The following is a 23910-nucleotide window of genomic DNA, read 5'->3' on the forward strand; positions in this document are numbered from 1 at the left end:
TTTTATAATGATATGTTTGAATAAATTATTTTTATATTATCTGCGCAAGATCACAAAAAAAACTTTCAAGGAGCTGATTTTTACTTAAATCTGAGTTTAAATTCACTAAAGTAAATTATTCACAGGCTAATTTGTTAAGGTATTGTTATAAACAACATTTAAGGAATGATAGTTGTTTGGAAATACAAATTATCACAGGAAGTGTTAAGGAGTTTAAATCTTATGATAGAACAAAATTTTGCAGTGATTGGAACCTTCATCCTTTATTTAGCGATGATGATGGGGATTGGTTATTGGGCTTTTCGAAAAACAGTTAATTCTTCGGATTATTTTTTAGGTGGACGTCAACTCGGACCTTGGCCAACGGCAATATCTGCTGGTGCATCTGACATGAGTGGTTGGTTGTTGTTAGGTTTACCTGGGTATGCATTAGTGGCTGGTTACGGCTCTCTTTGGTTAGCTGGTGGTTTATTAGTGGGTAGTTGGTTAAATTGGCTTATTTGTTCAAAGCGTTTACGTACCTACACCATTATTACTAATGATTCATTAACCTTACCAGATTATTTTGCGCGTCGCTTTGAAGATAAAAGTAAATTATTACAAACGATGTCTGCGTTTTTTATTCTGCTATTTTTCCTTTTTTACACCAGCGCGGGTTTAGTAGCTGGCGGTAAGTTATTCCAAACTGTTTTTGACCTCAACTATCAGCTCGCTGTAATTATCGGTACGGTTTGTGTTGTTTCTTATACCTTGTTTGGTGGTTTCTTAGCGGTATCTTGGACTGATTTAGTGCAAGGTCTATTGATGGCTGCGGCATTACTGCTGGTGCCTATTCTTGCAATAGATGGATCGGTAAGTGATTTAGCGGCAACATTAACGGCTAAGAACCCTGAATTGTTAGATGCTTTTACTAACAATGATGGTACACCAATGAGTGCCATCGCTATTATTTCACTAGTTGCATGGGGCTTAGGTTACTTTGGACAACCTCATATTTTAGCGCGTTTCCAAGCAGCAAGTAGTAATAAATCGTTAACTACCGCTCGTCGTATTTCAGTGATTTGGACTGCACTTTCAATTATGGGTGCTATTGCTGTTGGTCTGATTGGGATCACCTATGTGGATGCGAATTTAGGTGGTGTATTAGAAGATAGCGAAACTATCTTTATGATTCTAGTGAATGGTATGTTCCACCCTGTGATCGCGGGTATTTTATTAGCGGCGATCCTAGCGGCTATTATGAGTACAGCGGATTCACAGTTACTTGTTTCTTCTTCTGCATTGGCGGAGGATTTCTATAAACAGCATATTAATCCTGAAGCTAGCTCTGAAAAAATAGTATTAGTTGGGCGCCTAGGTGTCGTTGGTTTATCACTTATTGCATTAGCTTTAGCCTTTAACCCTGAAAGCTCAGTACTTGGTTTAGTGTCATATGCATGGGCTGGTTTTGGTGCCGCATTTGGTCCTGTGATTGTATTAAGTTTATTCTGGTCTCGCATGAATCGTTTAGGCGCGCTAGCGGGTATTGTTGTAGGTGGTGTAACAATTGTGGTCTGGAAACAATTAAGTGGCGGTTGGTTTGACGTTTACGAGATTGTCCCTGGTATTATTTTTGCTACTATTTCAATCGTGGTAGCTAGTTTAATGACAGCTGCACCGAGTACAACTATGTTAGCTAAACACCAAGAAATGAAAGATAAGTTATCAGTGTTATAAGTGTAAGATTAATTTAAACATAATATAGCGTTTATGACTCGAAAGCCCACTTAAGCAATTAAGTGGGCTTTTTTTTCTGTTACTTTTAGAAAAATTATTGATTGTGGTTTTTGGTGTTAACGCATTGATTAATAACTAGAGTTAATTAAATGAATGTTCGTAAAAGCCATAAATATTTACCTTTTTATGCATGCCATTCATATAATTTGTATTTTTTTAATAAAAGAAGCAATAAAATTAGGGTCTTTCAGGTCTTGTAGATTATATTATTTTTAAAAGGGTGGAACTGAACATGAAAAAAATACTCTCAATCTTACAAGTTATCACATTAATGAGCTTTGCTCTTTTTCAAAGTGCGAATGCTGCTGATGCAATACATACTGGATTCTTTAGTAATAAAGCGGTCTCGGGATATGATGTTGTTGCTTATTTTACTGAGCAAAAACCGGTAGAAGGTAGCAGTAAGTACCAGCTTGAATATAAAGGCGCGGATTGGTACTTTTCAAGCCAAGAAAATTTAGCTTTGTTTAAAGGTGATCCAGAAAAGTATGCACCACAATATGGTGGTTATTGTGCATGGGCGATAGCAGGCAATGAAACTGCACCGGGCAACCCACCATTTTGGACCGTTTATAATGATAAACTGTATTTAAATTATGATCAGTCTGTGCAAGATTCATGGGCTGCTGATAAAGACAATTTTATTAAACAAGCCGATCTTAACTGGGCTAAATTGGACAAGGAATAATAATGAGAATTTTACCTGTTTTTAGCTGGATAGTGGTGCTGTGGATTGCAAAAGTTTTTTTATTATCGCTACCCTACAAGTTTACATTACATCCTGATACACAACATATTTTCGGAATGATTGGTGCTTGGATGCAAGGTATTCTAGGGGACTCGATAGGCACATGGTTTGCAAACTATGGCTCATATGCAGTTGGTTTTGTTGAGCTGGTTACTTCAGTTATTTTATTATTACCGGTTGTTTTTTGGTTACTGAAAAAAGTTAAACTATTACAATGTGCACCTAGCAGAAGTTTATTACATGCGCTTGGCGGATTGATGGCCTCGGGTGTCATGGGTGGCGCTGCTTTCTTCCACTTATTTACCCCATTAGGTATTGAAGTTATTCATGAAGGACAGAGTGATGGTGGTAGTTTATTTTATGCTGCTGTTTCTATTTTAATATTAGGTTTTGTTCTTTTTGTGGCTAATTACCGTGATTATAAAAGTAAAATAACTCAATAAGGGACCACATTGTTAATACGTATACTGCTGGTACTTTCTTATATTTTATGGTGCTGTCGATTTTTGATCGCGCCGTGGAAGTACTTTCAACTCAATGCTAATTATTTTAATGAGCATCGCCATCTCTTTTCTAAATTAGATATGGACCTGTTGATACCTGAAAAATGGCGACTCACACAGTTTGTTGATCAAGGTGCGGAACAAGGCAATAAACAACCAGAGCAATACCCCGTATTCCTTAAACCGGAATGGGGGCAGAACTCACAGGGCGTTTGTCGTGTTGATAATCAGCAAGCCTTGAAAGAACACCGTGAGCAGCGTACAGAAAATGGTCCTCGTTACTTAATACAAGCAGCGGCAAAAGGTAAGCGTGAGTTTGAGATATTTTATATCCCTGGCGCTAAAACCAATCATTCAGCTGCTATTATTTCGGTCACTGAAACCTGCAATAACAGTGGTGATGAGATGCCTGTTAATGGTATTTATAATAAGGATACTTTTTATAAATCTTGTATGCCGTTATTAAATACACATCAAGTACAAAAAATAGAATCGATGTTTGCTGCAATAGGGCCTTTTAGAATTGCACGTTATTGCGCTAGAGCTGACTCGATAGAAGCATTACTTGATGGGCAATTTTCTATTGTTGAAATTAATGTTTATGTGCCTATGCCGCTCATCTTATTAACGGATGAGCTGAGTTTTAAGGCGCAGTTAAAATTTGTATTTTCAAGCATGAAGCAATTGGCTTTAGTGACTAAAGACATTCCAGCTTCTCAAGCAATAAAATCGGTTTTCTTTCAAAAATTACAATGTGCTCGATTATTGAAATCAAGTACAAAAAAAGAGCTTTCTTAATGAACCTTAAAAAAATAATATATGCATGGATCAGCAAAAAATTCATGGGTGGTTGCAGTAATTATAATAGCTTAGAAGTACGAAGAGGCTGCCGTAGTAAAGAGCAAGCGCGTGATAAATTTAAGCAAGGTAACATCCCTCATGCGCAAGGTTTGATCTTTTTAAACCCTTTTGCGGCGATACGTTTCGCTAAGCAATATGGCTTTCCGCTTGTGATTAAACCTAATGTGAGTGGCTTTTCTCGAGGTAGTCATTTTCCCATTCGCGATTACAAAGAATTATGGAAAGCTATTTTTTTAGCTAAACTTTGGTGGCCATTTACGGTTGTTGAGCAATACCTTGAAGGCAGTAACTATCGTGTTGTTGTCGCTAACGGCGAAATAGTCTCTGTATTACAACGCTACGCTCCTGCAGTCAAAGGCGACGGTACGTCGACTATTCGTGAATTAATGCAAAAAGAAAATGCAATTCGTGAACAAATGCAGCTATACCCGGTTATTTACCCGCTAAAAGAAAGCGTGCAAACTAAAGGTTTTTTAGCGAAACAAGGTTTAAACTTTGAGTCTGTGCCTGCTGCAGAGCAACGTGTTACTTTATTTTATCGCATCTCATTAGCACCGGGCGGTGTGGTGGAAGTGATTAATAAACAGTTACTACCTGGAGCTAATAATCAATTATTTAAACAAGTGCTGACTTTATTTGATGCCAATATTTTAGGTATTGATGTGATTTTAGAAAAGGGAATTGAATACGATTACCGCCAACAGAAGTGTATTTTCCTTGAAGTCAATTCGCGCCCTTATTTAAAAATGCATGCTTATCCTCGGTATGGTAAGGCCGAAGACTTAAGTGAACAATTCTCTCAATTAGATGCGCTAGAGATTAAACAGTCTGATACCTTTTAAATGTCGTCTTTAGCACGAACATTTTATCTATTTACTGGTTTTCATTCCTTTTTATTAGGGTTATTGCCTTTATTCATTCCTGTTATTTTATGGGATAAAGGCTTAACCATTAGTGATATTGCGTATTTTGTGGCGCTGACCTCGGTGGGGTTTTTATGCGCATTATATTACTGGGATAGATTACGTGCACAGCACCAGTGGCGTAAGCTAATAAGCTGCTCGTTTATTTTTCAGGGGTGTTTTGTTGCGCTATTAGTGTGGGATCAACAAAGCTTACTGGTGACGTTGGGTGCATTCATTAATGGCATGGCGGGCTGCTTTTATTGGTCCACTCAGCGTCTTTTATTTCAAGCTATTACGGAAGATAAAAATACAGGCAATACGTTTGGTAACTTTCAAATACTTGTCGTTTTTGCATTAAAAATTGGCGTGTTAGTGGGCAGTTATTTGCTTGGCATGGCCTATTTTGCTGGTTTGCTAACCCTATCTTTTGTCTTATCATTAATAGGTTTTTATTGGGTTAATAAAAGTCTACAAAGTAACCGTCAGTTATATTCCTTAAAGCAAGTCCCCGCATTTACGTTAAAACAAATAATTCAATTCAAAGACACGAATAAATCGGCACTTATTTTTGTCGTTGATGGTTTATTTCTATTTTTAGAAAGTTATTTTTGGGTGTTAACGATTTATTTGCTGACGCAAGCTAATGTAATGCGGTTAGGTTTAATTATTGTGGCACTGAGTTTGTTATTAGCACTGATTTTTTTCTTTATAAAAAAACAGATTGATCGTGTAAATACTCAGCTAATCTATAGCTTTGCCGTTATTGGATATGCCTGTTCTTGGTTTATTAGAGCGGAGCTAAGCCAAGATATAAATAATGTAATGTTGTATATAGGCTTATTATTAGTGGCCTTTTTGAGTAACTTTTTCCGACTTGCGTTTAATAAGCGCTTTTATGATATTGCTCGTCAACATCAACCCACTTATTACATCATTTGTAAAAGTTATTACTCGCAATTTATGTTGATCTTGTTTTTCAGCTTAATTGCATTATTTGTTCCTCTTGAAGATAACGCTGTAAATCAATTGCAAACGCTGTATTACTTGTCCATTCCTCTCGTATTTATCTATTTTCTATATGGCCGCCATAAAGCCATATCAAGCCTGAATATTCATTAATATAAAACCTGAGTAGATATTGATCAGCTAATGATTAATTTTCAGCATTTTGATTTAAATAGACTATCCTGATAGTTGGAAATAATTTTTATCTTTTTAAGGAATGAACATGCCTATTAAATATCGACTGATATTAAGCCACTCAATGATTCTTATTTTTATGCTGGGCATGCTAGTCTTTTCTGGTGTTCGTTTTGATCATACAGCTTCTCAAGTTCGCAACATTGTTGAAGGTGATGTGTTGCGTGCCGAGTTAGCAGGAGAAGTTAATATTCAGGCTGAAAGTGTTGCAGGGAGCTTATTACTGCTGTTTATATTAGAAGAACAGTCTCTGCGAACCAAAGTATACAAAGATATCGATAGAAAAAATAAGCAGATAGATGAAGTAATACAAAAAATTGAAGCATTATTAATTTCAGAAACGGATAAAACCTCGCTCAGTACCATTATGGATCTGAGAAAAGAGTACCACCATCAGTTTTTTGCCACGGTAGATGAAATTGAGTTTGGCGACCCAGAGCAAGCTCGTTCGATGATGGCGGGCTCAACACGTGATGCGCTTAATGCCTTATTATCAGCAATGTCATCGTTTAAACAAAAACAACAAAAATCGATGAATGACCGCCAAGAGAGCATCTTAACAATGACTGAGAATGCGCTATTTATTATGTTGCTATTAGGTGGTGCAGCATTATTGGTTGGAGTGTTGATGACTTACAAAATTATCAGTAGCGTTACCTTACCTTTAAATCAATCGGTAACCGCTATTGCCAGTATTGCTGCCGGAGACCTTTCAAAGTCGATCCCGCAGGGAGATAACAATGAATTTGGTCATTTATTATCAAGTATGTCGCATATGCAAAATCAGCTCAAATCGATGATCTCTGATGTTGATAGTGATGCAAAATTGGTGCATGACAATGCTAACGATATTTTATTACAAGCTGCCGATATGAAAAGTGCACTGACTGAGCAATGTCAGCGTTCAGGTCACATCAATGACAGTATTGTTTCTTTATCCGTAGGTATTAAACAAACCTCAGAAGATGTGAAACACATCGAATCACAAGCTGAGAAAACGCAGCAACTTTCTGAGCAAGGAGTGAAATCGGTCACTGAGGCTAGCCACTCTATTAAAGATATTGCCGTTTCTATTTCGCAATCTACCGCTTCAGTCGCCCGACTTAGTGAGAGTTCACTTCAAGTTTCTAATGCGATTAATCATATTCGAGAAATTGCCGACCAAACTAACTTGCTGGCGTTAAATGCTTCTATTGAAGCTGCACGTGCAGGAGAATTTGGTCGAGGTTTCTCGGTTGTGGCTGACGAAGTGCGCGTACTCGCTAGCCGAACTGCTGAAGTGACGATGAATATTGATGAAGTGATCAGCACCATGAAGAAACAAACGAATCAAGTAGAAACTGAAATTACTGAGAGTGAATCGCGGATTGAAAAAGGTGTGTTATTAATTGAAAGTATTATCGTACCTTTAGAAAACATGCAGCAAGAAGCTGAACAGTCTAAGCAAAGCTTGCGTTCATTAGCTGACCTAACTATCCATCAGTCACAGGAAAGTGACTTAGTTGCTAACAATGCGACTGAGATAATGAATATTGCTCGTCAGAACGAACTTGCGAGTGATCGTCTAATGAGCAAGAGTGATGAGTTATTAGCAACCGCAAAACGCGTTGATCAAACGTTATCGGTATTTCAACATTAGAAATGTTATGTTGACTTAAAGTGGATCTAGCAATAAAAAATGCCCTTTAAACAAGTAGTTTAAAGGGCATTTTGTTATTATTTATATGGCTTATCTCACTTACTTCAGCTAAGCCACATTCGAGTAGCCTAAGTCAGACGGTATCATCTAGTGTCTTTAGTCCATTAAATATTCTAAGCCATAAACCAACTCAGAACGTTTAACTACTTCTTTACAGGCTAAACAAATACCTGGCATAAAAGATTCACGATGCTGAGAATTATGTTCAATTTTTAATGTTTCGCTTAATCCGCCAAAAAAGACAGTTTGTTGTGCAACCACACCCGGTAACCGAATTGAATGTAATTTAACACCATTTAATTCAGCGCCACGTGCGCCTTCAAGTAATTCTTTATCGCTGCAAGGTGTAGCTGCTTTGGTGCGCGCAGCTGCAATTAATTCTGCAGTACGAATACCTGTGCCAGATGGGCTTTCTTCTTTTTGTGGACTATGTGCTTCAATGACTTCTACATCAGGTAAGTATTTAGCAGCTTGTACGGCAAACTTCATCATTAAGACCGCACCTAGTGAAAAATTAGGTGCAATCAATCCACCCAATTGCTTTTCTTTTGCAAGTGCTTGCAACTCTTCTACTTGATGCTCAAGGAAACCACTGGTACCAATAACCGGACAAGCACCCGCATTAAGAATCGTTTGGGTATTATTAAATCCTGCAGAAGCAGCTGTTAAATCAACAACAACCTGCGCGCCTGTTTGTTTAATCAATGCAGCTAAGTCATCACCAAAGTCACACGCTGCAACTAATTCTAATTCGCTGTCATTATTAACGGCTTTAACTGCTTCACCACCCATACGACCTTTTGCGCCGTTTACAATTACTTTAACCATGATTCTTCCTTTACTACATTTATAGTGTTAAAAAATGATAACCAATAAACCCAACCCAACTTAGTGCTAATAAACCCCAAGGCAACCAGTAGGTCGCAGGCCTATCATCATTGCTATCGAGATCAGACTCTGTCTCATTGTTGGAGGCTTTTTTCTTTTTAGCTTTATCTGCTTCACGTTGCTTACTTTTGGCAAGCTTTTTATATTCAGCGATGCCTTTTTGGATCCCTAAAGCAATTAATTTAGTTTGCTCTTTAGTTTGTCCTGGCTTCTGTACTTTCTTTGCCATCGCAAGCGCTTCATCTTGGGTTTCTGGTGAGACCTGATGTTTATGCTTTTTAACCATTATTTTCTTCTTTGATTTTTGTAGAGCGTTTGATTACTTTATTTTTAATATTCTCTAAAAAATTTTCAGGATCGTCATAGTCGTATTTGACTAAATGCTCGACTAATAATTTTGTGATCGCTTGTGTTTCACGTATTTCATCGCGGCTTCTGCCACATCCGTAGCATTTGTCTTCGTCAGTAGTGCAGTCGCTGGTGCATGGGCTAAATTTCATTCTTTGTATCCTGTCTCTAGCTATTGGTAGATGGTTTAACCTAGATATTCGCGGAAATCGCTGTGTTATACTACTCTGCTTATCCGAAACTGAGGTTATTTAGCATTGATACTCTACCGATCTGTCTAGTCGATCGGATAATTGCTAACATCAGTTTTGATCAATTAATGACACATACTAACAATTTTAGAGAACGTATTCATGACTTTTAAAGTATTAATTATCCTACTAACTAGCGTTCTTGTGAGTGCTTGTTCCGATGCGTCGGATCAACTCGAAAAAGATTACGGTAGCGATAAAACAAGACCAAGACAGTTACCCGTTGAGGATACTTTAGCTCAGCAATATCGTGAACAGGTAATGCCTATTCTTGAAAGTCGATGTGTTGTTTGTCATGGTTGTTATGATGCACCTTGCCAATTAAAGTTGTCATCGCCTGAAGGTATTGATCGTGGAGCCAGTAAGCATAAGGTGTACAATGGCGAGCGCCTATTGGGCGCCCAGCCTTCGCGTTTATTTGTAGACGCCCATGAGACAGATGAATGGAGAAAACAAGGCTTTAGTTCCGTATTAAATGAACGAGATCAAACACTACTTGCCAACTTGCAAGGTAGTGTTATGTACAAATTGCTATTACAAAAAGAGCAACATCCACAGCCTCAAGGTATTTTACCCGCAGAATTTAATTACGGATTAAATCGTCAAGACCAGTGTCCTGATATTAATCAAGTAGAGGACTATAAAGAAGACTTTCCATTAGCAGGCATGCCCTATGGCTTACCTAATCTAAGTAATGATGAATTTAAAACACTGGAACAGTGGATTGGGCGAGGTGCTCCAATGTCAGCCCCATTACCGCTGTCAGCACAGCATCTTGCGTTAGTTGAGCATTGGGAGAGAAAGTTAAATGGTAACTCGTTGAAAGAACAGTTAGTCGCGCGTTATATTTATGAACATCTCTTTTTAGCGCATGTTTATTTTGATGCACAACCGATCAGTGCACAAAGCCCGCCACGTTTCTTTAAATTGATCCGTTCATATACGCCTTCTGGTGAACCGGTAAAAATCATTCCCACACGACGTCCCTATGACGATCCAAAAGTTGAACGTGTTTATTATCGCTTAGTATTGGATAGAGCAACCACATTAGCTAAAACTAATTTACCCTATGTTTTTAATCAAAAACTAGAAAAACAATGGGATAAATTATTCTATAACGCGAAATTTACAGTGCAAACTTTACCTGACTATCAAAACTTTAATCCATTTTTAGTATTTAAAGATATCCCTGTTAGCGCGCGTTATGAGTTTATGCTTAAAGAGGCTCATTTCACGATTAGCGGGTTTATAAAAGGTCCTGTTTGTCGTGGTCAAGTTGCGGTAAATGTGATTAATGATAAATTCTGGGTGTTCTTTGTTAACCCTGACATAAATGAAAATCCACGAATAGATGACTTTGTTTATGAACAAGCTAAGAATTTAAGGTTACCTGCTGAATCAAGTAGTACCAATTTATCACTGACAGAATGGTTATCTTATGCAGAAGGGAATACTGCGTATTTTAAAGCTAAGAGTAACTATATTCACCAAAATATGGACCACGAAAAAGGCCTGACATTAGATGATATTTGGTCAGGTGATGAGAACGCAGCATTGACTATTTTTAGGCATATCGACAGTGCAACGGTGTTAAAAGGCGCGGTTGGCAAACAGCCTAAAACAGCTTGGATAATTGATTACCCTATTTTAGAGCGTATTCACTATTTATTAGTGGCTGGTTTTGACGTTTATGGCAATGTTGGCCATCAATTGACCACTCGATTGTACATGGACTTTTTACGCATTGAATCCGAAACAAACTTTATCTCTTTTATTCCTACTGAATTTAGAAAGTCGACCTTAGCAAGCTGGTATTTAGGTTCGACTAAGGAGTTGAGTGATTATTTAGAAGATAAAAACTTATTTTACAATCGCCCTTCAGGTATCGATTTTGAAACACAATTTCCAAAAGAAGAGTTATTAACTCGTCTTAAGCAATATGTGTATGAAGCTCCGATGCTACAGAAAAAAAATCAACAATATAGGATCTCAGAAGACGATATTGAATTAAAACGATTGAGCATATTGGATAATGAAGTGGTATTAGCACTGCCTCAAGTTTCCTTTGTGCTTATCGAGGATCAAGAGCAGGGAGATAGGGTGTATACATTATTACGTCACAATGAACATAAAAATGTTTCTAGCTTATTGAATGAAAGAGCAAATCGATTACCTTTGCAGGATACGGCTGAGTTAATAAAAGGCTTTCTTGGCACTTATCCTGGTTTAATTTTTAAAGTATCAGCGCGTGATAAAAGCCATTTTGTTAGCGCATTCATTCAAGCTAATACTATTCAGAAATTTCAAGCGTTAATGACCCGTTATGGCGTGCGTAGAAGTAATCCTGCATTCTGGTCTGTGAGTGACCGATTACACCAATTATATTTACAGCAAGATCCTATTGAATATGGTCTTTTTGATTATAATAGACTGGTTAATAAGTAATTTTTTTGTAACTTTTGTTATTTTTCATATGCCAAATAACAAAAGTTAATGTTATTAAATAAAAGTCATTCATATTATGAGCTCGGTATTTGAGTTGTGTGCAGTCGCTATTGTTGATGCTCAGCATGTGAAACTAAATATTCAAAAACTATTACTTTTGAAGTAATTTAAGAAACAAGCTGTTAGGATTTGATTTTATAACAATCCAAACTATGTTTGGTAGTCTAACAATCAATATATAAGGGTGGTTTATGCTCGAAATTAAACAACTTTTTAATGAAGCAAAAAAATTACCTGTTTTACCCGTTTTATTACTTGAGTTAATGGAAAGTTTTTCTGATCAAGAAGCAAGAGTAGAAGACATTGCTAAAAAAGTAGCAATGGATCAATCAATCAGTGCAAAAGTCATTCGAATGGCTAACTCTGTAGCTTATCGTCGTGGTAAAGAGGTAGAATCAATTGAGCAAGCGGTTATTCGTTTAGGACTTAATCAAGTTAGAAGTATTGTTGTCGCTGCGACTTTATCTAATACTTTTCCTGATATTCCAGGGTTTGATAAAAACAAATTTTGGACTGATACCTTCACTACTGCCAGTATTGCAAAAGCGTTGGCTAAACATACTAAAGTAAATAGTGAAACTGCCTTTACATGCGCAATGATGCATAATATCGGTGAACTATTATTGCAAATTTTAAAACCTGATGAATGTGCCTTAGTGGCACTAGCTGTTGAGTCTGGTGACCCTCGTTTGGCTGTACAGCGTGAAATATTTGGCTTTGATTACACCCAAGTGGGTGCTGAGTTAGCAAAACATTGGGACTTCTCAACAGTGTTTTGTGATGCCATTGAACAGCAATTAGATCCATTATCTTTCGAACACCCGTCAGAAGGTGCTATTCTAATCCGCTTATCGGTATTTGCGGGTTTTGCATGGGGTGCAAACTTATCGCCAGAAATGATCGTTGGTCGCTTTCCTGAACCTTTAGTCGCGGCAATACAACTGAATAAAGATGGTTTAGTTGAAGAGTTTCAAGGCATGATTGAAGATGGTCAAGAATTAGGTCGTTTGATCGCTAATTAATCGACTTCAACATCTACACAGGGCCCTTAATTTAAACGGGCCTGTTAGTATGAGGCTATCATCCAAGTACTAATAAGAGTCTATTAACAGATGAGCATCTTGCCTATTACCCTGTAAAACAGTTAATGGCTTGCTATAGGGTTTAGCCACCTCTTTCGCCTTAATAACGGCCTCCCCTGCGTAAACTAACAAAGCATCAGCCTGCTCGATAAGTTGCAAGTAATTTTCATGCTCAGCAAAACTTGGGTCGTTTAAATGCTTGTTATTTAATAAGCATTGCGTAGCAGCAATACGAATAATAGGTTGGTAAAACTGCCCTTGTAACAATGTTTTAATATTATCTAAATGACCTGCTCCAGCGGGCTCGATAAAAATACGATCAGGTCTATGTTGTTTAATCATGTCGTTTAAAGCGACCCGAAAAGGCATACCTGCAGTACAGCATAAACAACCACCGAGCACGGTTTTCACCGCAACATGGTGTGCCTTTAGCTGCTCCATTGGATAATCTTGTTGCCCTACCTCATTAACTAAAATAACCCAGCGTTCATTAACCGGCTTGTAACTAACTAACTGTTGAATTAAATGTGTTTTTCCAGATCCTAAAAAACCTGCGATCAAGTGACAAATTATTTTTTGTTGCATTAAAAAAGACTCCAAATTGACTCACATCGTAGCATGTTTAGTGCGTAGTCAGTTATACTCTCGATTCAAATTTAAAGGGGAAAATATGATTTACAGCATGACGGCGTTTGCACGCAAACAATTAAAAGGGGATTGGGGTACTGCAGTTTGGGAAATTCGCTCAGTGAACCAGCGTTATCTTGAAACATATTTTCGTTTACCTGAACAATTTCGTGGTTTAGAAACAAAATTAAAAGAAACATTTCGACAACGTCTAGAGCGTGGAAAAATTGAATGTAGCTTACGTTTTGAAGCAAATTCAACGAGTAGTACTTCATTAAGTATGAACCAAGAGTTAGCAATGCAATTGATGCAAAATGCACAATGGGTTGTTGATCAAATGGGTTCAGGACAAGTTAACCCTGTTGATATTCTAAAATGGCCTGGTGTTATGCAAGCACCAGAGCAAGATGTTGATGCAGTAAGTGCTGAATTAATGGCTGGTTTCCAAACGACTTTAAATGAATTTGTCGAGTCTCGTGCTGCAGAGGGCGCTAACTTAGCCGTGTTTATTGACCAACGCTTAGTGGGTATTAGCGAACAAGCCGCTAAAGTACGTGAATTTATGCCAGCAGTACATGCATGGCAAAAAGCGCGTATTCTGAAAAAATTCGAAGATGCTAAAGTCGATTTGGACAGCACTCGTGTTGAGCAAGAGCTCGTATTATTAGCACAAAAATCAGACGTAGCAGAAGAACTAGACCGTTTAGATTCTCACATATCAGAAGCGCGTAATGTTCTCAAGAAGGGCGGTGCAGTAGGCCGTCGTTTAGACTTCATGATGCAAGAGTTTAACCGTGAAGCCAATACGCTAGGTTCAAAAGCAATCAACACAGACATCACTGCAGCAGCGGTTGAATGTAAAGTTTTGATTGAGCAAATGCGCGAGCAAGTTCAAAATATTGAATGATGTTTCAGCTCGTTTCTAGTCGTTAATTAAATAACAGAAAGCCCCGTATATCGGGGCTTTCTCGTTTTTGTTGGTTCTGGAACTATCGTGACAGTTCGTGGTAGAGTGATGACACAAATGATGACACAGCTTCGTGTCATCAAGAAATATCAATAAATTTTGGTTTTGTGTCATCACTATGGATGTACTGAATGGGGCATATCAGCCGCTCAAATTAGTGAGTGGCCGACTACAGCTAACTATACGAAAGTCTACCATTCAAGATTACTTCACTCGTGGTGCATTGATACGTTGGTACAAGCGCAATGCTAGGCGTAAGTTTACTGAAAAAACTGAGGGTTACGCCAAGGTAGTGGGTGTTGAAACAAAACCCATCAGCATAAAATCATTTAAAAGCCGTTGGGGAAGTTGCAGCCCTGAGGGTGACTTAGACTTTAATTGGGTTGTTCTAATGGCTCCTAACCGCATAGTCGATTACATTGTAATTCATGAGCTATGCCACCTATTACATCATGACCATTCCCCTAAGTTTTGGAAAGAAGTAGAACGAGTCATGCCTGATTACAGAGATCATAAAGAATGGTTAAAAGTGAATGGGCATAAGCTGGTGGTTTGATGGCTCTTTAATAATTATTTTTTAAAATTTAAGTTTTTTGTCGGTTTATTTTACAGCTGAGTAGTGTTCTTAGGTGTATAGGAGGTATTTAAACTTTAAATTTATAATCATATGTACATTCTATAGCTTTCGAGGAAGCGATAAGCTGAAAAAAAAGAAGTCTGAATATTTATTTGTCAGGTTTTTTTACAATAAAGTGATTTGTTTGTTTTTGGTTTATCTATGTATGAAAACCATTATTATCTGCTAATTAATATGATCTATCCCATCACTTTAATCGTCATTTAATACGTAAATGTCTGTAATAATGCGAGTTAATTCCTTTTCTAAATAATTAAACCTCCGTGTTTTTTACTCTGGTGTGATTTATGCTAGTGCTTCCTCGTGCATATTCATTTTTACACCAATGTCAATTTTTTGTGATATTGATATTTCAATAAATTAAGGAGTAATTTATCAAAACAACTATAAAACAGTGGAGTGTTCTAGTTTTATTTTCGCTAGTCTCTTTGGGAAGCTCCGCAACTGCAATATTGAAAACTAATTATGAATATTATGAGTCTACTATTGGTGCTCATTATCATGACGGCGATGTTAGAGAGTTAAATTCTAAAGGTGGTTTATTTTATGGAATAGGAGAAGATAACAATTATAGGCATGCGGCTTCTTTTACAAAAAAATATAAAGACGGACAATCTAATGAGTCATATACTCATGACTCATATACAAATATTATTAGTTATGGGGGTAGCCTTCAGTTTACTTTGGCACAGGGAAAAGTAGACACAGCAAATCAGTTAGGTAGTAGCTTTGGTTATGAAACATTTGATTGGGATTGGAGTTTTGAGGTGTTGAATGACAATACATTTTTAAATTTCGTTTTAAATCCTATTGGTTCTAGTGGTTCTAGTTTGCTTAAATTAACTAATATTACTACAAATACAGATGTTTCTTTTGATGCGGGAGCTGAAGCAAGCGTATCTTTAGAAGAAGGAAATAACTACCTTCTTTCGTTAAGCCTTTATAATTGGGCTTCTTGGGATGGTTTAGAAAATTATAATAGTTTATATTTAAGTAATGCTATTTTCCCTGTTCCTGCACCAAATAATATCTTAATTTTATTACTGGCCTTGATCGCTTTAGCCCCACTTCGAAAATCATTAAAGTGATTTTCACTTAAGAAAGCTTATGTCATTTATGAATGATATAAGCTTTTAATATATTAAATATGTAAATCGGCTTATAGCTTTTTGATTTGTCAAAGGCAAAAGGTAATTTTACTGGCTAGTAAGGTTAGTTATTAACTCTCTATCTGTGAAGATATAGTTAATGCTAGTAATTACATTTCAGTTTGTACCTCAGTCTTAACCCCTCGCCATTTAGCTTGAGTTATAGAATTATTTCCAACGATTTATTACGCAATTTATATATTGCTCTTATCTTTAGTTAGAAGCGAACCAGTTGATGACACAGTTGATGACACAATTTGTATTTAGGTTGATTTATTTGGTGTAAGCATATGTTTTATATTGATTAATGTTGTGCAATCAATGATTAGGTACAGAACATTGAATGATGACCTTAAAATGAAATGGTGATTTTTTAAATGATTTTAAGCTAAATTTTCCTAATTAAGAGATTAAATGCTAAGGGCTTATTTGTGCTTATGTATCATTATTGATTAGATAGGTAGATTAATAAAAATTGCTAAAGAACAAAGCCCTATCTAAGGGCTTTGTTCTTTCTAGTCGTCTAGTATAAAGATTAGGTCTTTAACGTGACCAATTGGTTTTGCTAAGCTCGACTATTTCATTACCTTTGCCATTAATTAACGCTTTCATCATATAAACGCTAAAACCTTTTGCCTGTTCAAATTTGATTTGTGGTGGCATGGCAAGTTCTTGTTTTGCCGTATCAACTTCAAGTACTACTGGTCCAGAGTGCTCCATCATTTCAGTCATTGCTTGGGGTAGCTTTTCTGGATTACTAACATGGATCCCTTTTAGGCCACAGGCTTGTGCTATTTTTGCAAAACTTGGATTATCTAAATCGGTATCATCTGACAAGTAACCGCTAGCCTTCATCTCCATTGCCACAAAACCTAATGAGCGGTTATTATAGACAATGATTTTAATCGGTAGGTTGAGTTGTTTTAGCGATAATAGATCACCCATTAACATCGAAAAACCACCATCGCCACACATTGCAATCACTTGACGGTTACGATCTAAGGATTGTGCTCCCATTGCTTGTGATAAGGCATTGGCCATTGAGCCATGATTAAATGATCCAATTAAACGGCGTTGACCATTCATCGATAAATAACGAGCAGCCCAAACGGTTGGCGTTCCAACATCACAGGTGAAGACGGTATTATCAGCTGCTTGTTCATCGAGTAGTCGTGTAAGGTATTGAGGGTGTATCAAATTATGTGAGGTCTTGCCATTGGCCAATAAATCGAGGTCCTTTCGGGACTCTTTATAATTTTTAACACATTTTTTTAAATGGGTGCTATCACGGCCATCCTTAATATGCCCAAGCAATGACGCAACAGTATTTTTGGTGTCCCCTAGTACGCCAAAATCAATCTGAGCATGTCGTCCCAGTGATGCGGGTTGGTTATCTATTTGCAGAATAGTGGCATTTTCTGGATAGAAAGCTCGATAAGGGAAGCTGGTGCCGATCATTAATAACGTATCCGCGTCTTGCATTGCGTGATAACCCGATGAGAAACCGATAAATCCAGTCATACCAACATCATAGGGGTTATCATATTCAAGAAACTCTTTACCGCGCATCGCATGTACTATCGGGGCTTGTAGCTTCTCTGCTAACGCAATAACTTGATCATGCGATCCTTTACACCCTGCACCACACAATAAAGTTAACTTTTTACTTTTATTAAGGTGTGCTGCCAATGTTTTTATATCTTCTGTATCAGGGGTGTAAGTTGCTAGTTTGGGTACGTTCCATTTTGCTTTAGTTAATTCTGGCATTGCTTTGAGTGCAATATCTCCGGGTAGAACAAGCACGCTTACATCATTATGTAAGATGGCTTGGCGCATGGCTGTTTCGAGCAAATACGGCATTTGTTCTGGATTAGAAACTAACTCACAAAAAACACTGCATTCTTTAAATAATTCCTGGGGATGTGTTTCTTGAAAGTAATCACTGCCAATTTCAGAAGAGGGAATATGGGCGGCTATCGCCAATACAGGGACTTTATTTCGGTGGCAGTCAAACAAACCATTGATTAAATGTAGGTTGCCGGGGCCACAAGAACCAGCGCAGACGGCCAACTCTCCTGATATGTGTGCTTCTGCCCCTGCGGCAAAAGCGGCTGCTTCTTCATGGCGTGTTCCTAACCATTCGATAGTGCCCATTTTTCGTAAACTATCACTTATTCCATTGAGTGAATCGCCAGTTACACCCCAAATTCGCTTTACACCAGCTTGTTCAAGGGTTTGAGTAATAAAACTTGCGATACTTTGGCTCATATTTAGATACTCCTCAGTATTAAATTTGATGATGTTGAAGTTACGTTAATGATATTTTTGTGTGTATAAAAAATGATCATCTAATAATCATCCTCTTGGGAGTCTTGGTTCACAATGGTGAAGGGAAAGTTTCTTGTAATATTTTGTTATAAAAAATAAATTTATATAAATAAAAAGAATATGAAGAAAAACAGATCACTTCTGCATTAAGTATTTGCAAAAACAATTTTTTAAGCAAAGATGCCATTGAACTTGTTAGTTACTTTGATGAATCTTGTGTGTTTTTTATTTTCATATGATGCATTTGAGATTAAAAGGTTTGATCGTTCTACAAAATTAAGTCGATGTATTATTAAAAGGTTTAATATAATACTCGAAGCGTTACGTTGGCCTTTTTTGTTAATGCTTTTTGCTTTATATTTAACATTCTTGCCGATTGTTTAAGCAATTGGTCATCGATACCCTTTCTCCTGAAGTGCACTGCATATGAGTGACTATTTAGGAGCACTTAATGCGCTGCTAAATAAGAGAATCCCTCTGTGATAATGACAATTAAACCTTTTTTTCTATTGCTAATAAGCTGTTTTTTATTAATGACAGGTTATGGGTTAAGCAATATTTTGTTACCTGTTCGAATGCAAAGTGATGGCGTTAGCCTAAATAATATTGGTCTTGTTTTATCAATGTTGTCGGTGGGATTTTTACTGGGCGCGGTTTATAGTCGTAAGTTATTACAACGTGTTGGCCATATTAGAATATTTGCGATGTGTGGTAGTTTAACCTCGGTTGCTATTTTAGTGTCTGGTTTGTTTCCCGATCCACTTGTTCTAGGAGCAATGAGGATTTTAACGGGATTTTGTATCGCTTGTACCAATGCGACGTTGGATAGTTGGTTAAGTTTTAGTGCAACTGAAAAAAATCGCGGCAGAATACTCTCTATTAATCAGATGGTGGTAATGAGTGCACTATTCTCTGGGCAGTTTTTATTAGCTATTGCACCTATTGATCAAATGACGTTATTTGTTGTTTCAGGGGTTTTATTTAGCTTAGCGATCACGCCAATTGTGATTAGTAAACAGCAAGGTCCTAAGATTGAAGATAGTGAATCGATGTCTTTGCTCACTATTGCAAAACTCTCACCATTAGGGGTAGTGAGTTGTTTTTACTGTGGTGTACTGTACGCTGGTTTATTAAATATGCTGCCTATTTTTGCCAGTGATAATGGAATTAAAGATCTTAATTTATCCATTTTTATGGGGTCAGCAATACTAGGAGCAATTCTATTACAGTTCCCTATTGCTTACCTTTCTGATCATTTTGATCGACGTAAAATTATGCTAGGTATGGTCACAACTATTATTTTAGCAGCGCTTTGCATCCCTTTATTACTCTCATTAAATATGTTCAATTTAAGCTTATTTTCAATTGCGTTGATCACTGGTGTTGCTGCTTGTTTGTACCCAATGAGTATGTCTGAAACCTTTGATAAAGTATTAAAAGAGCAAATTTTAGCTGCCATGTCTTCGTTATTAGTAATTTATGCATTTGGCAGTATTCTGGGGCCTTATTTAGCTTCGGCCGCAATGGGTGCATTTGGTAGTAATGCATTATTTACCTTTATTATTGCGGTTGCGATTACGTTATTAGTTTTTATCTTAATCCGCATGAAGCAACGTTCTGCTTTACCGCAAGAAGACCAAGATCATTTTGTTATGCAGACGCCAGCAGGCGCGGTATCAGCACTGGATCCACGTATCGATTATGCTGAACCAGCCTACCAGCCAAGTGCTGAAGCCGAAGTCGCCGTTAGTTTAGCGACTAAAAATCCGGGTGCTGCTGTTAATATGGCTAAAGCGCTAGCTTTAAGAGACCCACATAATGCCTCCAACTTAGCAGCGGCCTTAAGTACTATTGAGGAAATCAATATTGGTAAGTTATATGCTGCGATTAGTACTGCTGCGCCTGAAATGGCTATTCATATTGCCGAAGCATTGACCACTGCATCGCCTGAACAAGCGGAAGAATTGGTTGATTGGATAAGCGCAAATCACCCAGATCAATTCACTAATATTATTGTCGCGATCGCTAATTCGATGCCAGATAATGGTATTCGAGTGATGGAATTAGCGGCTGAAAATATGTCCGGCGAAGATTCGGCCGACTTGTTAGAAATGACTGAGCAATATATGACTGAGTTTTCTGATTCATTAGATGAAATGCGTCCAGTCGATAGAAGTGCAGCAGCTTCACAGGAAACGGCGACTGAATTGTATAGCCGCTTAAGTGATGTTTCACCTGAATACTCTGCGGAATTAGCACTGACAGTTTCTGAGGCTTTACCTGAATCGTCTAATGCTGTCGCAGAAGCTTATGTAAATAACTTAATGGATACAGATAGTGAACAACAAAGTGAAGCACAGCAAGCGGAAGGTATTGAAGAAGCTGTTAATGACTATTTGACTCAAGTAGTTGAGAATATTCCTGAATATGCAGTTGACGTTGCGAGTACTTTTATTGATTCTGTACCTGAAGTCGCTTCTGAAATGGTAGAGTTATTACAAGATTCTGAGGCAGTTGATAGCAGTGATTTAAGTGCGTCCATTGACGATAAACCAGAAGAAAATACGTTGCAAGAGCAGCTACTAGAGGCTGTGATCACACAAACGGATAAGCCGAATCAAGAGTCATAGAGTAGGGGAGTAGAGCGACTTTTTAAAAGATAAAAATAGAGTCCATTGCAAAGCAAAAGACTCTTTAATCATTTAATTATTCGCTTTTTTATTGACCGTTAAGTTTAAGTGCTGAGAATGTTACGCTACTGTAATTACCGTCTTTCTTATCTTTAGCAAAATCGCCTGTCCCTTCACAGCCAGTTCCCCAAACCGCATGCTTATCACTCACACTACATTGCCCATAAGCGCCTGCTTTGAAGTAAAAATCATCTTCTGCATAACCTTGAGCATGATCTTTTTCATCGTATGCTTTGCTTAAGTCAATATCGTAACTAACAGGTTTGTGACGAGCCGTCTCAAAAGTTAAGTGCATTATTGTGCCTTCAATATTTACTTTATAGCTAAACTCTTCGCCTAAAGCGATGCCTGCTTTACCTGGCTCTGCTTGGTTTTCCCAAGTATTGCCCCAAACAGGTAATGAAATATCCATACGATTAGGATCTTTCTTTTCTAGATTTCGTTCATAGTTCCAAAAAACAGAACCGTACTGGTGTCCTGGGAATTTTTTGAAGAAAATTTTCAGTGGCTCATTACCGTGACCAAAGCCTGTTTTTGCTTTAATTAACTGATCATGTTTCTTAGCATGAATTTGGCCAACAACAACTGAGTGGGCTGGTGGGCGTTCTGGGTGTTTTGCATTTTCAGCGACATGGTTAACTTTAACTGTTGCTTCTAAAGTACCGCCAACATCGCTATATTCTTTAGCTTGTGGGTGGCTGCTTAGTGCCCATTGGTTAAGTTTGTCTGAGGTGTCTATGGAAAAGTCAGCACCACGAGGCATTTGACGCAATTCAGAACGAGCATTTTTTGAATTTTTAGTGGTGATCGCTTGGTTTTGTACTTCAAAAACCATATTGTTATCTTTGTCTAAAAAGAAAAAATCTTGATGCGCATAACTCAACATTGCAACACCTTCGATTTCATCTACTCGGCCATCTTGGTTGATATCTGAAGGAATGGTAATTTTCCAATTGCGCATGTCAAATTTGTCAGCTGGTACTGCGTTTGAAACGCCATTATTAGCAACATCTGCAAGAGTTAATGTAGGTAAAGCAAGCAACATTGAACCAGCAAGAATAAGTGTTTTTTTCATTTTCTAATCCCTTTTTATGATTTTTATATTGTAATACTATATTAATTAACTATGCATCATAGGGAGTCATTCTCTGAAAAGAAGTAGAGATGATAAAATGTGTATTATTGATCACATACTAAAAAACAGAACTTATGCCGAGATCAAATATTCGAATCGACTTTTGATTATTTAAGCTTCTTGAATTCAACTATTAATCTCTTTTTATTTCCTTTAATCGCTATTTTTATGGTGTTCATTTTTAATCATGATTTAAATTTTTTGCTTTTTCTAAATCAAATTCCTCTAAAGATTTTCTGGCGAGTTGCCTAAAAGGTATCGCTTTAACTATCTCTTCAAAGGGTTGTATCGCAAATGCCCAAAATATAGAAGCGTCGAACATAAAAATAATAAGTGCACAGAGTGGAATGGAGATAATCCATTGGCCAGTAAAGTTGATTTTGAAAACAGCGGTTGTTTTACCTAATGCACGTAACACATTGCCATGAACCGTGTTGTAACCGCGAACTATCGGTAAAAAGATATAAAGAGGGGCAATAATCGATAATGCTTGGTAGGTTTCGACATCTAAATCAGGGTAAATATTTGCAATGAATAAGCTGATGCCTGCAAAAAAAACAGCACATAGGATGGATATCAAGACTGCAATATCGATGCTTTTATCAACGTTTTTAGCGAGATCATCCATTTTACCTGATCCGATTGCTTGGCTTACTGTAATGGCTGTTGAATGTGACCATGCAGCAATAAACTGAGTCCCCGCACGTATCCATGGCATCATTAATGTAATCGCTACATAAGCATTGATTTCAAGTTGTGAGTACAGTAACTGATACACAGTAATACCCATTGCCAAGACCATTACGTTGGCGGCAACGGGGAAGATTTCAATAAAATGTAGGCGAATATTTCGTATCATTGACACGTCTTTAACCGGTAACGTAATCGTTATCTCTTTGCTCAAGTACATATACAGAGTCAAATAAATAAGCCTCACTGTGATCGCCATCAGGCTACCAATCGCTGCACCTTGAACGCCCATGCCTTCTAAACTAAGCGTATTTGTGAATTGATACCCGTGTATAAAGAGGTACGAAAGCAGTGCGTTGATCGGCAGTTCGATAAGGTAACCTTTAAAGGGTACTTGGGTTTTCCCCAAGCTATTAAACAGTGCGATGATCACTTGCGTGAGTGCGGTAAATATTACAATATATTTGGCGATATCTAGGTAGTTAGTGATCTCTTTATACAGGCTTATGTCACTGGTAATCGCATGAATTAATGTTTGATCAAAGCACGTCAGAATGACCCAAAACATGACTGAAATGGTAGTGTTAATAATCAACCCTGATACAAATGCTCTTGATAGCGAAGCACTATTACCTGAACCTACTGCACGGCTCAATACTAATTGAGTTCCATTGGCTAATGCCATTTGAATACCAAGAATAGCGGCAATAATAGCTGTTGAAATACCCATAGCAGCAAGAGGAAGTTCCCCTAATGGGGAGATTAATAATGTATCGATCATTAGCATCGACTGCATCAGCAATCCATTTAATGCTAATGGCCATGCAAGAGATAAGTTTTTCTTAATGTAAGATTGCTGAGACACAAGTAAACCTTTATTTCAGAATGATTAATAGAGCTAGTTTTGAATTTATTGTAATAC

Annotated in this window: 20 protein-coding genes; 13 read left to right on the plus strand and 7 right to left on the minus strand. The window is 37.5% G+C overall.

The window, feature by feature from the left end:
* Positions 1-222: 222 nt before the first annotated feature.
* The 7 genes from putP (at position 223) to H5084_RS10785 (ending at position 7632) form a co-directional block, all read left to right on the plus strand.
* The gene (gene putP, locus H5084_RS10755) at positions 223-1716 is read left to right on the plus strand and encodes a sodium/proline symporter PutP (protein ID WP_028868160.1); all 1494 of its coding nucleotides are present in this window, start codon (positions 223-225) and stop codon (positions 1714-1716) included.
* Between the two features lie 292 nt (positions 1717-2008).
* Positions 2009-2464: a YHS domain-containing (seleno)protein gene (locus H5084_RS10760; protein WP_028868159.1), complete on the plus strand. Its 456-nt coding sequence runs from the start codon at positions 2009-2011 to the stop codon at positions 2462-2464.
* A 2-nt stretch (positions 2465-2466) separates the two neighbouring features.
* Positions 2467-2967: a hypothetical protein gene (locus H5084_RS10765; RefSeq protein ID WP_037071208.1), complete on the plus strand. Its 501-nt coding sequence runs from the start codon at positions 2467-2469 to the stop codon at positions 2965-2967.
* 9 nt (positions 2968-2976) lie between these two features.
* Positions 2977-3825: a hypothetical protein gene (locus H5084_RS10770; RefSeq protein WP_028868157.1), complete on the plus strand. Its 849-nt coding sequence runs from the start codon at positions 2977-2979 to the stop codon at positions 3823-3825.
* Complete coding sequence (locus tag H5084_RS10775) at positions 3825-4730, plus strand: cyanophycin synthetase (RefSeq protein ID WP_259396758.1); 906 nt, start codon at positions 3825-3827, stop codon at positions 4728-4730. The genes H5084_RS10770 and H5084_RS10775 overlap by 1 nt, the downstream gene beginning before the upstream one ends.
* Complete coding sequence (locus H5084_RS10780) at positions 4731-5912, plus strand: MFS transporter (RefSeq protein WP_182690449.1); 1182 nt, start codon at positions 4731-4733, stop codon at positions 5910-5912.
* Positions 5913-6021: 109 nt separating this feature from the next.
* Entirely contained in the window at positions 6022-7632 is a 1611-nt protein-coding gene (locus tag H5084_RS10785) for a methyl-accepting chemotaxis protein (RefSeq protein WP_028868155.1), read from the plus strand.
* A gap of 156 nt (positions 7633-7788) precedes the next feature.
* On the opposite strand, the gene dapB is transcribed toward H5084_RS10785, so the two are convergent.
* The 3 genes from dapB to H5084_RS10800 are packed head-to-tail and all read right to left on the minus strand — an operon-like array spanning position 7789 to position 9080.
* Positions 7789-8520: a 4-hydroxy-tetrahydrodipicolinate reductase gene (dapB, locus tag H5084_RS10790; protein ID WP_028868154.1), complete on the minus strand. Its 732-nt coding sequence runs from the start codon at positions 8518-8520 to the stop codon at positions 7789-7791.
* Positions 8521-8539: 19 nt separating this feature from the next.
* On the minus strand, positions 8540-8866 hold the full coding sequence (locus H5084_RS10795; RefSeq protein WP_182690450.1) for a DUF2956 domain-containing protein: 327 nt from the start codon (positions 8864-8866) through the stop codon (positions 8540-8542).
* Positions 8859-9080, minus strand: a complete 222-nt coding sequence (locus H5084_RS10800) for a DUF1289 domain-containing protein (protein WP_182690451.1) — start codon at positions 9078-9080, stop codon at positions 8859-8861. The genes H5084_RS10795 and H5084_RS10800 overlap by 8 nt, the downstream gene beginning before the upstream one ends.
* Before the next feature lie 201 nt (positions 9081-9281).
* On the opposite strand from H5084_RS10800, the gene H5084_RS10805 reads away from it, so the two are divergent.
* Both H5084_RS10805 and H5084_RS10810 read left to right on the plus strand, forming a co-directional pair.
* Positions 9282-11624: a fatty acid cis/trans isomerase gene (locus H5084_RS10805; RefSeq protein ID WP_182690452.1), complete on the plus strand. Its 2343-nt coding sequence runs from the start codon at positions 9282-9284 to the stop codon at positions 11622-11624.
* Positions 11625-11875: 251 nt separating this feature from the next.
* Positions 11876-12706, plus strand: coding sequence for an HDOD domain-containing protein (locus H5084_RS10810; protein ID WP_028868150.1), 831 nt, complete (start codon positions 11876-11878; stop codon positions 12704-12706).
* A 69-nt stretch (positions 12707-12775) separates the two neighbouring features.
* Here H5084_RS10810 and H5084_RS10815 read toward each other — a convergent pair whose 3' ends face one another.
* The gene (locus H5084_RS10815; RefSeq protein WP_182690453.1) at positions 12776-13351 is read right to left on the minus strand and encodes a GTP-binding protein; all 576 of its coding nucleotides are present in this window, start codon (positions 13349-13351) and stop codon (positions 12776-12778) included.
* A gap of 85 nt (positions 13352-13436) precedes the next feature.
* Here H5084_RS10815 and H5084_RS10820 point away from each other — a divergent pair, with 85 nt between their 5' ends.
* The 3 genes from H5084_RS10820 (at position 13437) to H5084_RS10830 (ending at position 16085) form a co-directional block, all read left to right on the plus strand.
* Positions 13437-14300 (plus strand): YicC/YloC family endoribonuclease, encoded by an 864-nt coding sequence (locus H5084_RS10820; RefSeq protein ID WP_028868149.1) that lies wholly within the window; start codon positions 13437-13439, stop codon positions 14298-14300.
* Between the two features lie 178 nt (positions 14301-14478).
* Positions 14479-14916: a M48 family metallopeptidase gene (locus H5084_RS10825; protein ID WP_182690454.1), complete on the plus strand. Its 438-nt coding sequence runs from the start codon at positions 14479-14481 to the stop codon at positions 14914-14916.
* A gap of 533 nt (positions 14917-15449) precedes the next feature.
* Entirely contained in the window at positions 15450-16085 is a 636-nt protein-coding gene (locus tag H5084_RS10830; RefSeq protein ID WP_182690455.1) for a hypothetical protein, read from the plus strand.
* A 603-nt stretch (positions 16086-16688) separates the two neighbouring features.
* Here the strand turns inward: H5084_RS10830 and poxB are convergent.
* Entirely contained in the window at positions 16689-18413 is a 1725-nt protein-coding gene (gene poxB, locus H5084_RS10835) for a ubiquinone-dependent pyruvate dehydrogenase (RefSeq protein ID WP_182690456.1), read from the minus strand.
* Positions 18414-18958: 545 nt separating this feature from the next.
* On the opposite strand from poxB, the gene H5084_RS10840 reads away from it, so the two are divergent.
* The gene (locus H5084_RS10840; protein ID WP_182690457.1) at positions 18959-21103 is read left to right on the plus strand and encodes an MFS transporter; all 2145 of its coding nucleotides are present in this window, start codon (positions 18959-18961) and stop codon (positions 21101-21103) included.
* A gap of 88 nt (positions 21104-21191) precedes the next feature.
* On the opposite strand, the gene H5084_RS10845 is transcribed toward H5084_RS10840, so the two are convergent.
* Together H5084_RS10845 and H5084_RS19955 are read right to left on the minus strand one after the other, a co-directional pair.
* Positions 21192-22238, minus strand: a complete 1047-nt coding sequence (locus H5084_RS10845; protein ID WP_182690458.1) for a polysaccharide lyase family 7 protein — start codon at positions 22236-22238, stop codon at positions 21192-21194.
* Between the two features lie 241 nt (positions 22239-22479).
* Complete coding sequence (locus H5084_RS19955) at positions 22480-23853, minus strand: MATE family efflux transporter (protein ID WP_182690459.1); 1374 nt, start codon at positions 23851-23853, stop codon at positions 22480-22482.
* Between the last annotated feature and the right edge of the window lie 57 nt (positions 23854-23910).

The organism is Psychromonas sp. SR45-3, assembly GCF_014163575.1.
GTDB lineage: Bacteria > Pseudomonadota > Gammaproteobacteria > Enterobacterales > Psychromonadaceae > Psychromonas > Psychromonas arctica.

Coding starts and splice junctions, on each gene's coding strand:
- putP (WP_028868160.1), top strand. CDS start 223: ATGATAGAACAAAATTTTGCAGTGATTGGAACCTTCATCCTTTATTTA.
- H5084_RS10760 (WP_028868159.1), top strand. CDS start 2,009: ATGAAAAAAATACTCTCAATCTTACAAGTTATCACATTAATGAGCTTT.
- H5084_RS10765 (WP_037071208.1), top strand. CDS start 2,467: ATGAGAATTTTACCTGTTTTTAGCTGGATAGTGGTGCTGTGGATTGCA.
- H5084_RS10775 (WP_259396758.1), top strand. CDS start 3,825: ATGAACCTTAAAAAAATAATATATGCATGGATCAGCAAAAAATTCATG.
- H5084_RS10780 (WP_182690449.1), top strand. CDS start 4,731: ATGTCGTCTTTAGCACGAACATTTTATCTATTTACTGGTTTTCATTCC.
- H5084_RS10785 (WP_028868155.1), top strand. CDS start 6,022: ATGCCTATTAAATATCGACTGATATTAAGCCACTCAATGATTCTTATT.
- dapB (WP_028868154.1), bottom strand. CDS start 8,520: ATGGTTAAAGTAATTGTAAACGGCGCAAAAGGTCGTATGGGTGGTGAA.
- H5084_RS10795 (WP_182690450.1), bottom strand. CDS start 8,866: ATGGTTAAAAAGCATAAACATCAGGTCTCACCAGAAACCCAAGATGAA.
- H5084_RS10800 (WP_182690451.1), bottom strand. CDS start 9,080: ATGAAATTTAGCCCATGCACCAGCGACTGCACTACTGACGAAGACAAA.
- H5084_RS10805 (WP_182690452.1), top strand. CDS start 9,282: ATGACTTTTAAAGTATTAATTATCCTACTAACTAGCGTTCTTGTGAGT.
- H5084_RS10810 (WP_028868150.1), top strand. CDS start 11,876: ATGCTCGAAATTAAACAACTTTTTAATGAAGCAAAAAAATTACCTGTT.
- H5084_RS10815 (WP_182690453.1), bottom strand. CDS start 13,351: ATGCAACAAAAAATAATTTGTCACTTGATCGCAGGTTTTTTAGGATCT.
- H5084_RS10820 (WP_028868149.1), top strand. CDS start 13,437: ATGATTTACAGCATGACGGCGTTTGCACGCAAACAATTAAAAGGGGAT.
- H5084_RS10825 (WP_182690454.1), top strand. CDS start 14,479: ATGGATGTACTGAATGGGGCATATCAGCCGCTCAAATTAGTGAGTGGC.
- poxB (WP_182690456.1), bottom strand. CDS start 18,413: ATGAGCCAAAGTATCGCAAGTTTTATTACTCAAACCCTTGAACAAGCT.
- H5084_RS10840 (WP_182690457.1), top strand. CDS start 18,959: ATGACAATTAAACCTTTTTTTCTATTGCTAATAAGCTGTTTTTTATTA.
- H5084_RS10845 (WP_182690458.1), bottom strand. CDS start 22,238: ATGAAAAAAACACTTATTCTTGCTGGTTCAATGTTGCTTGCTTTACCT.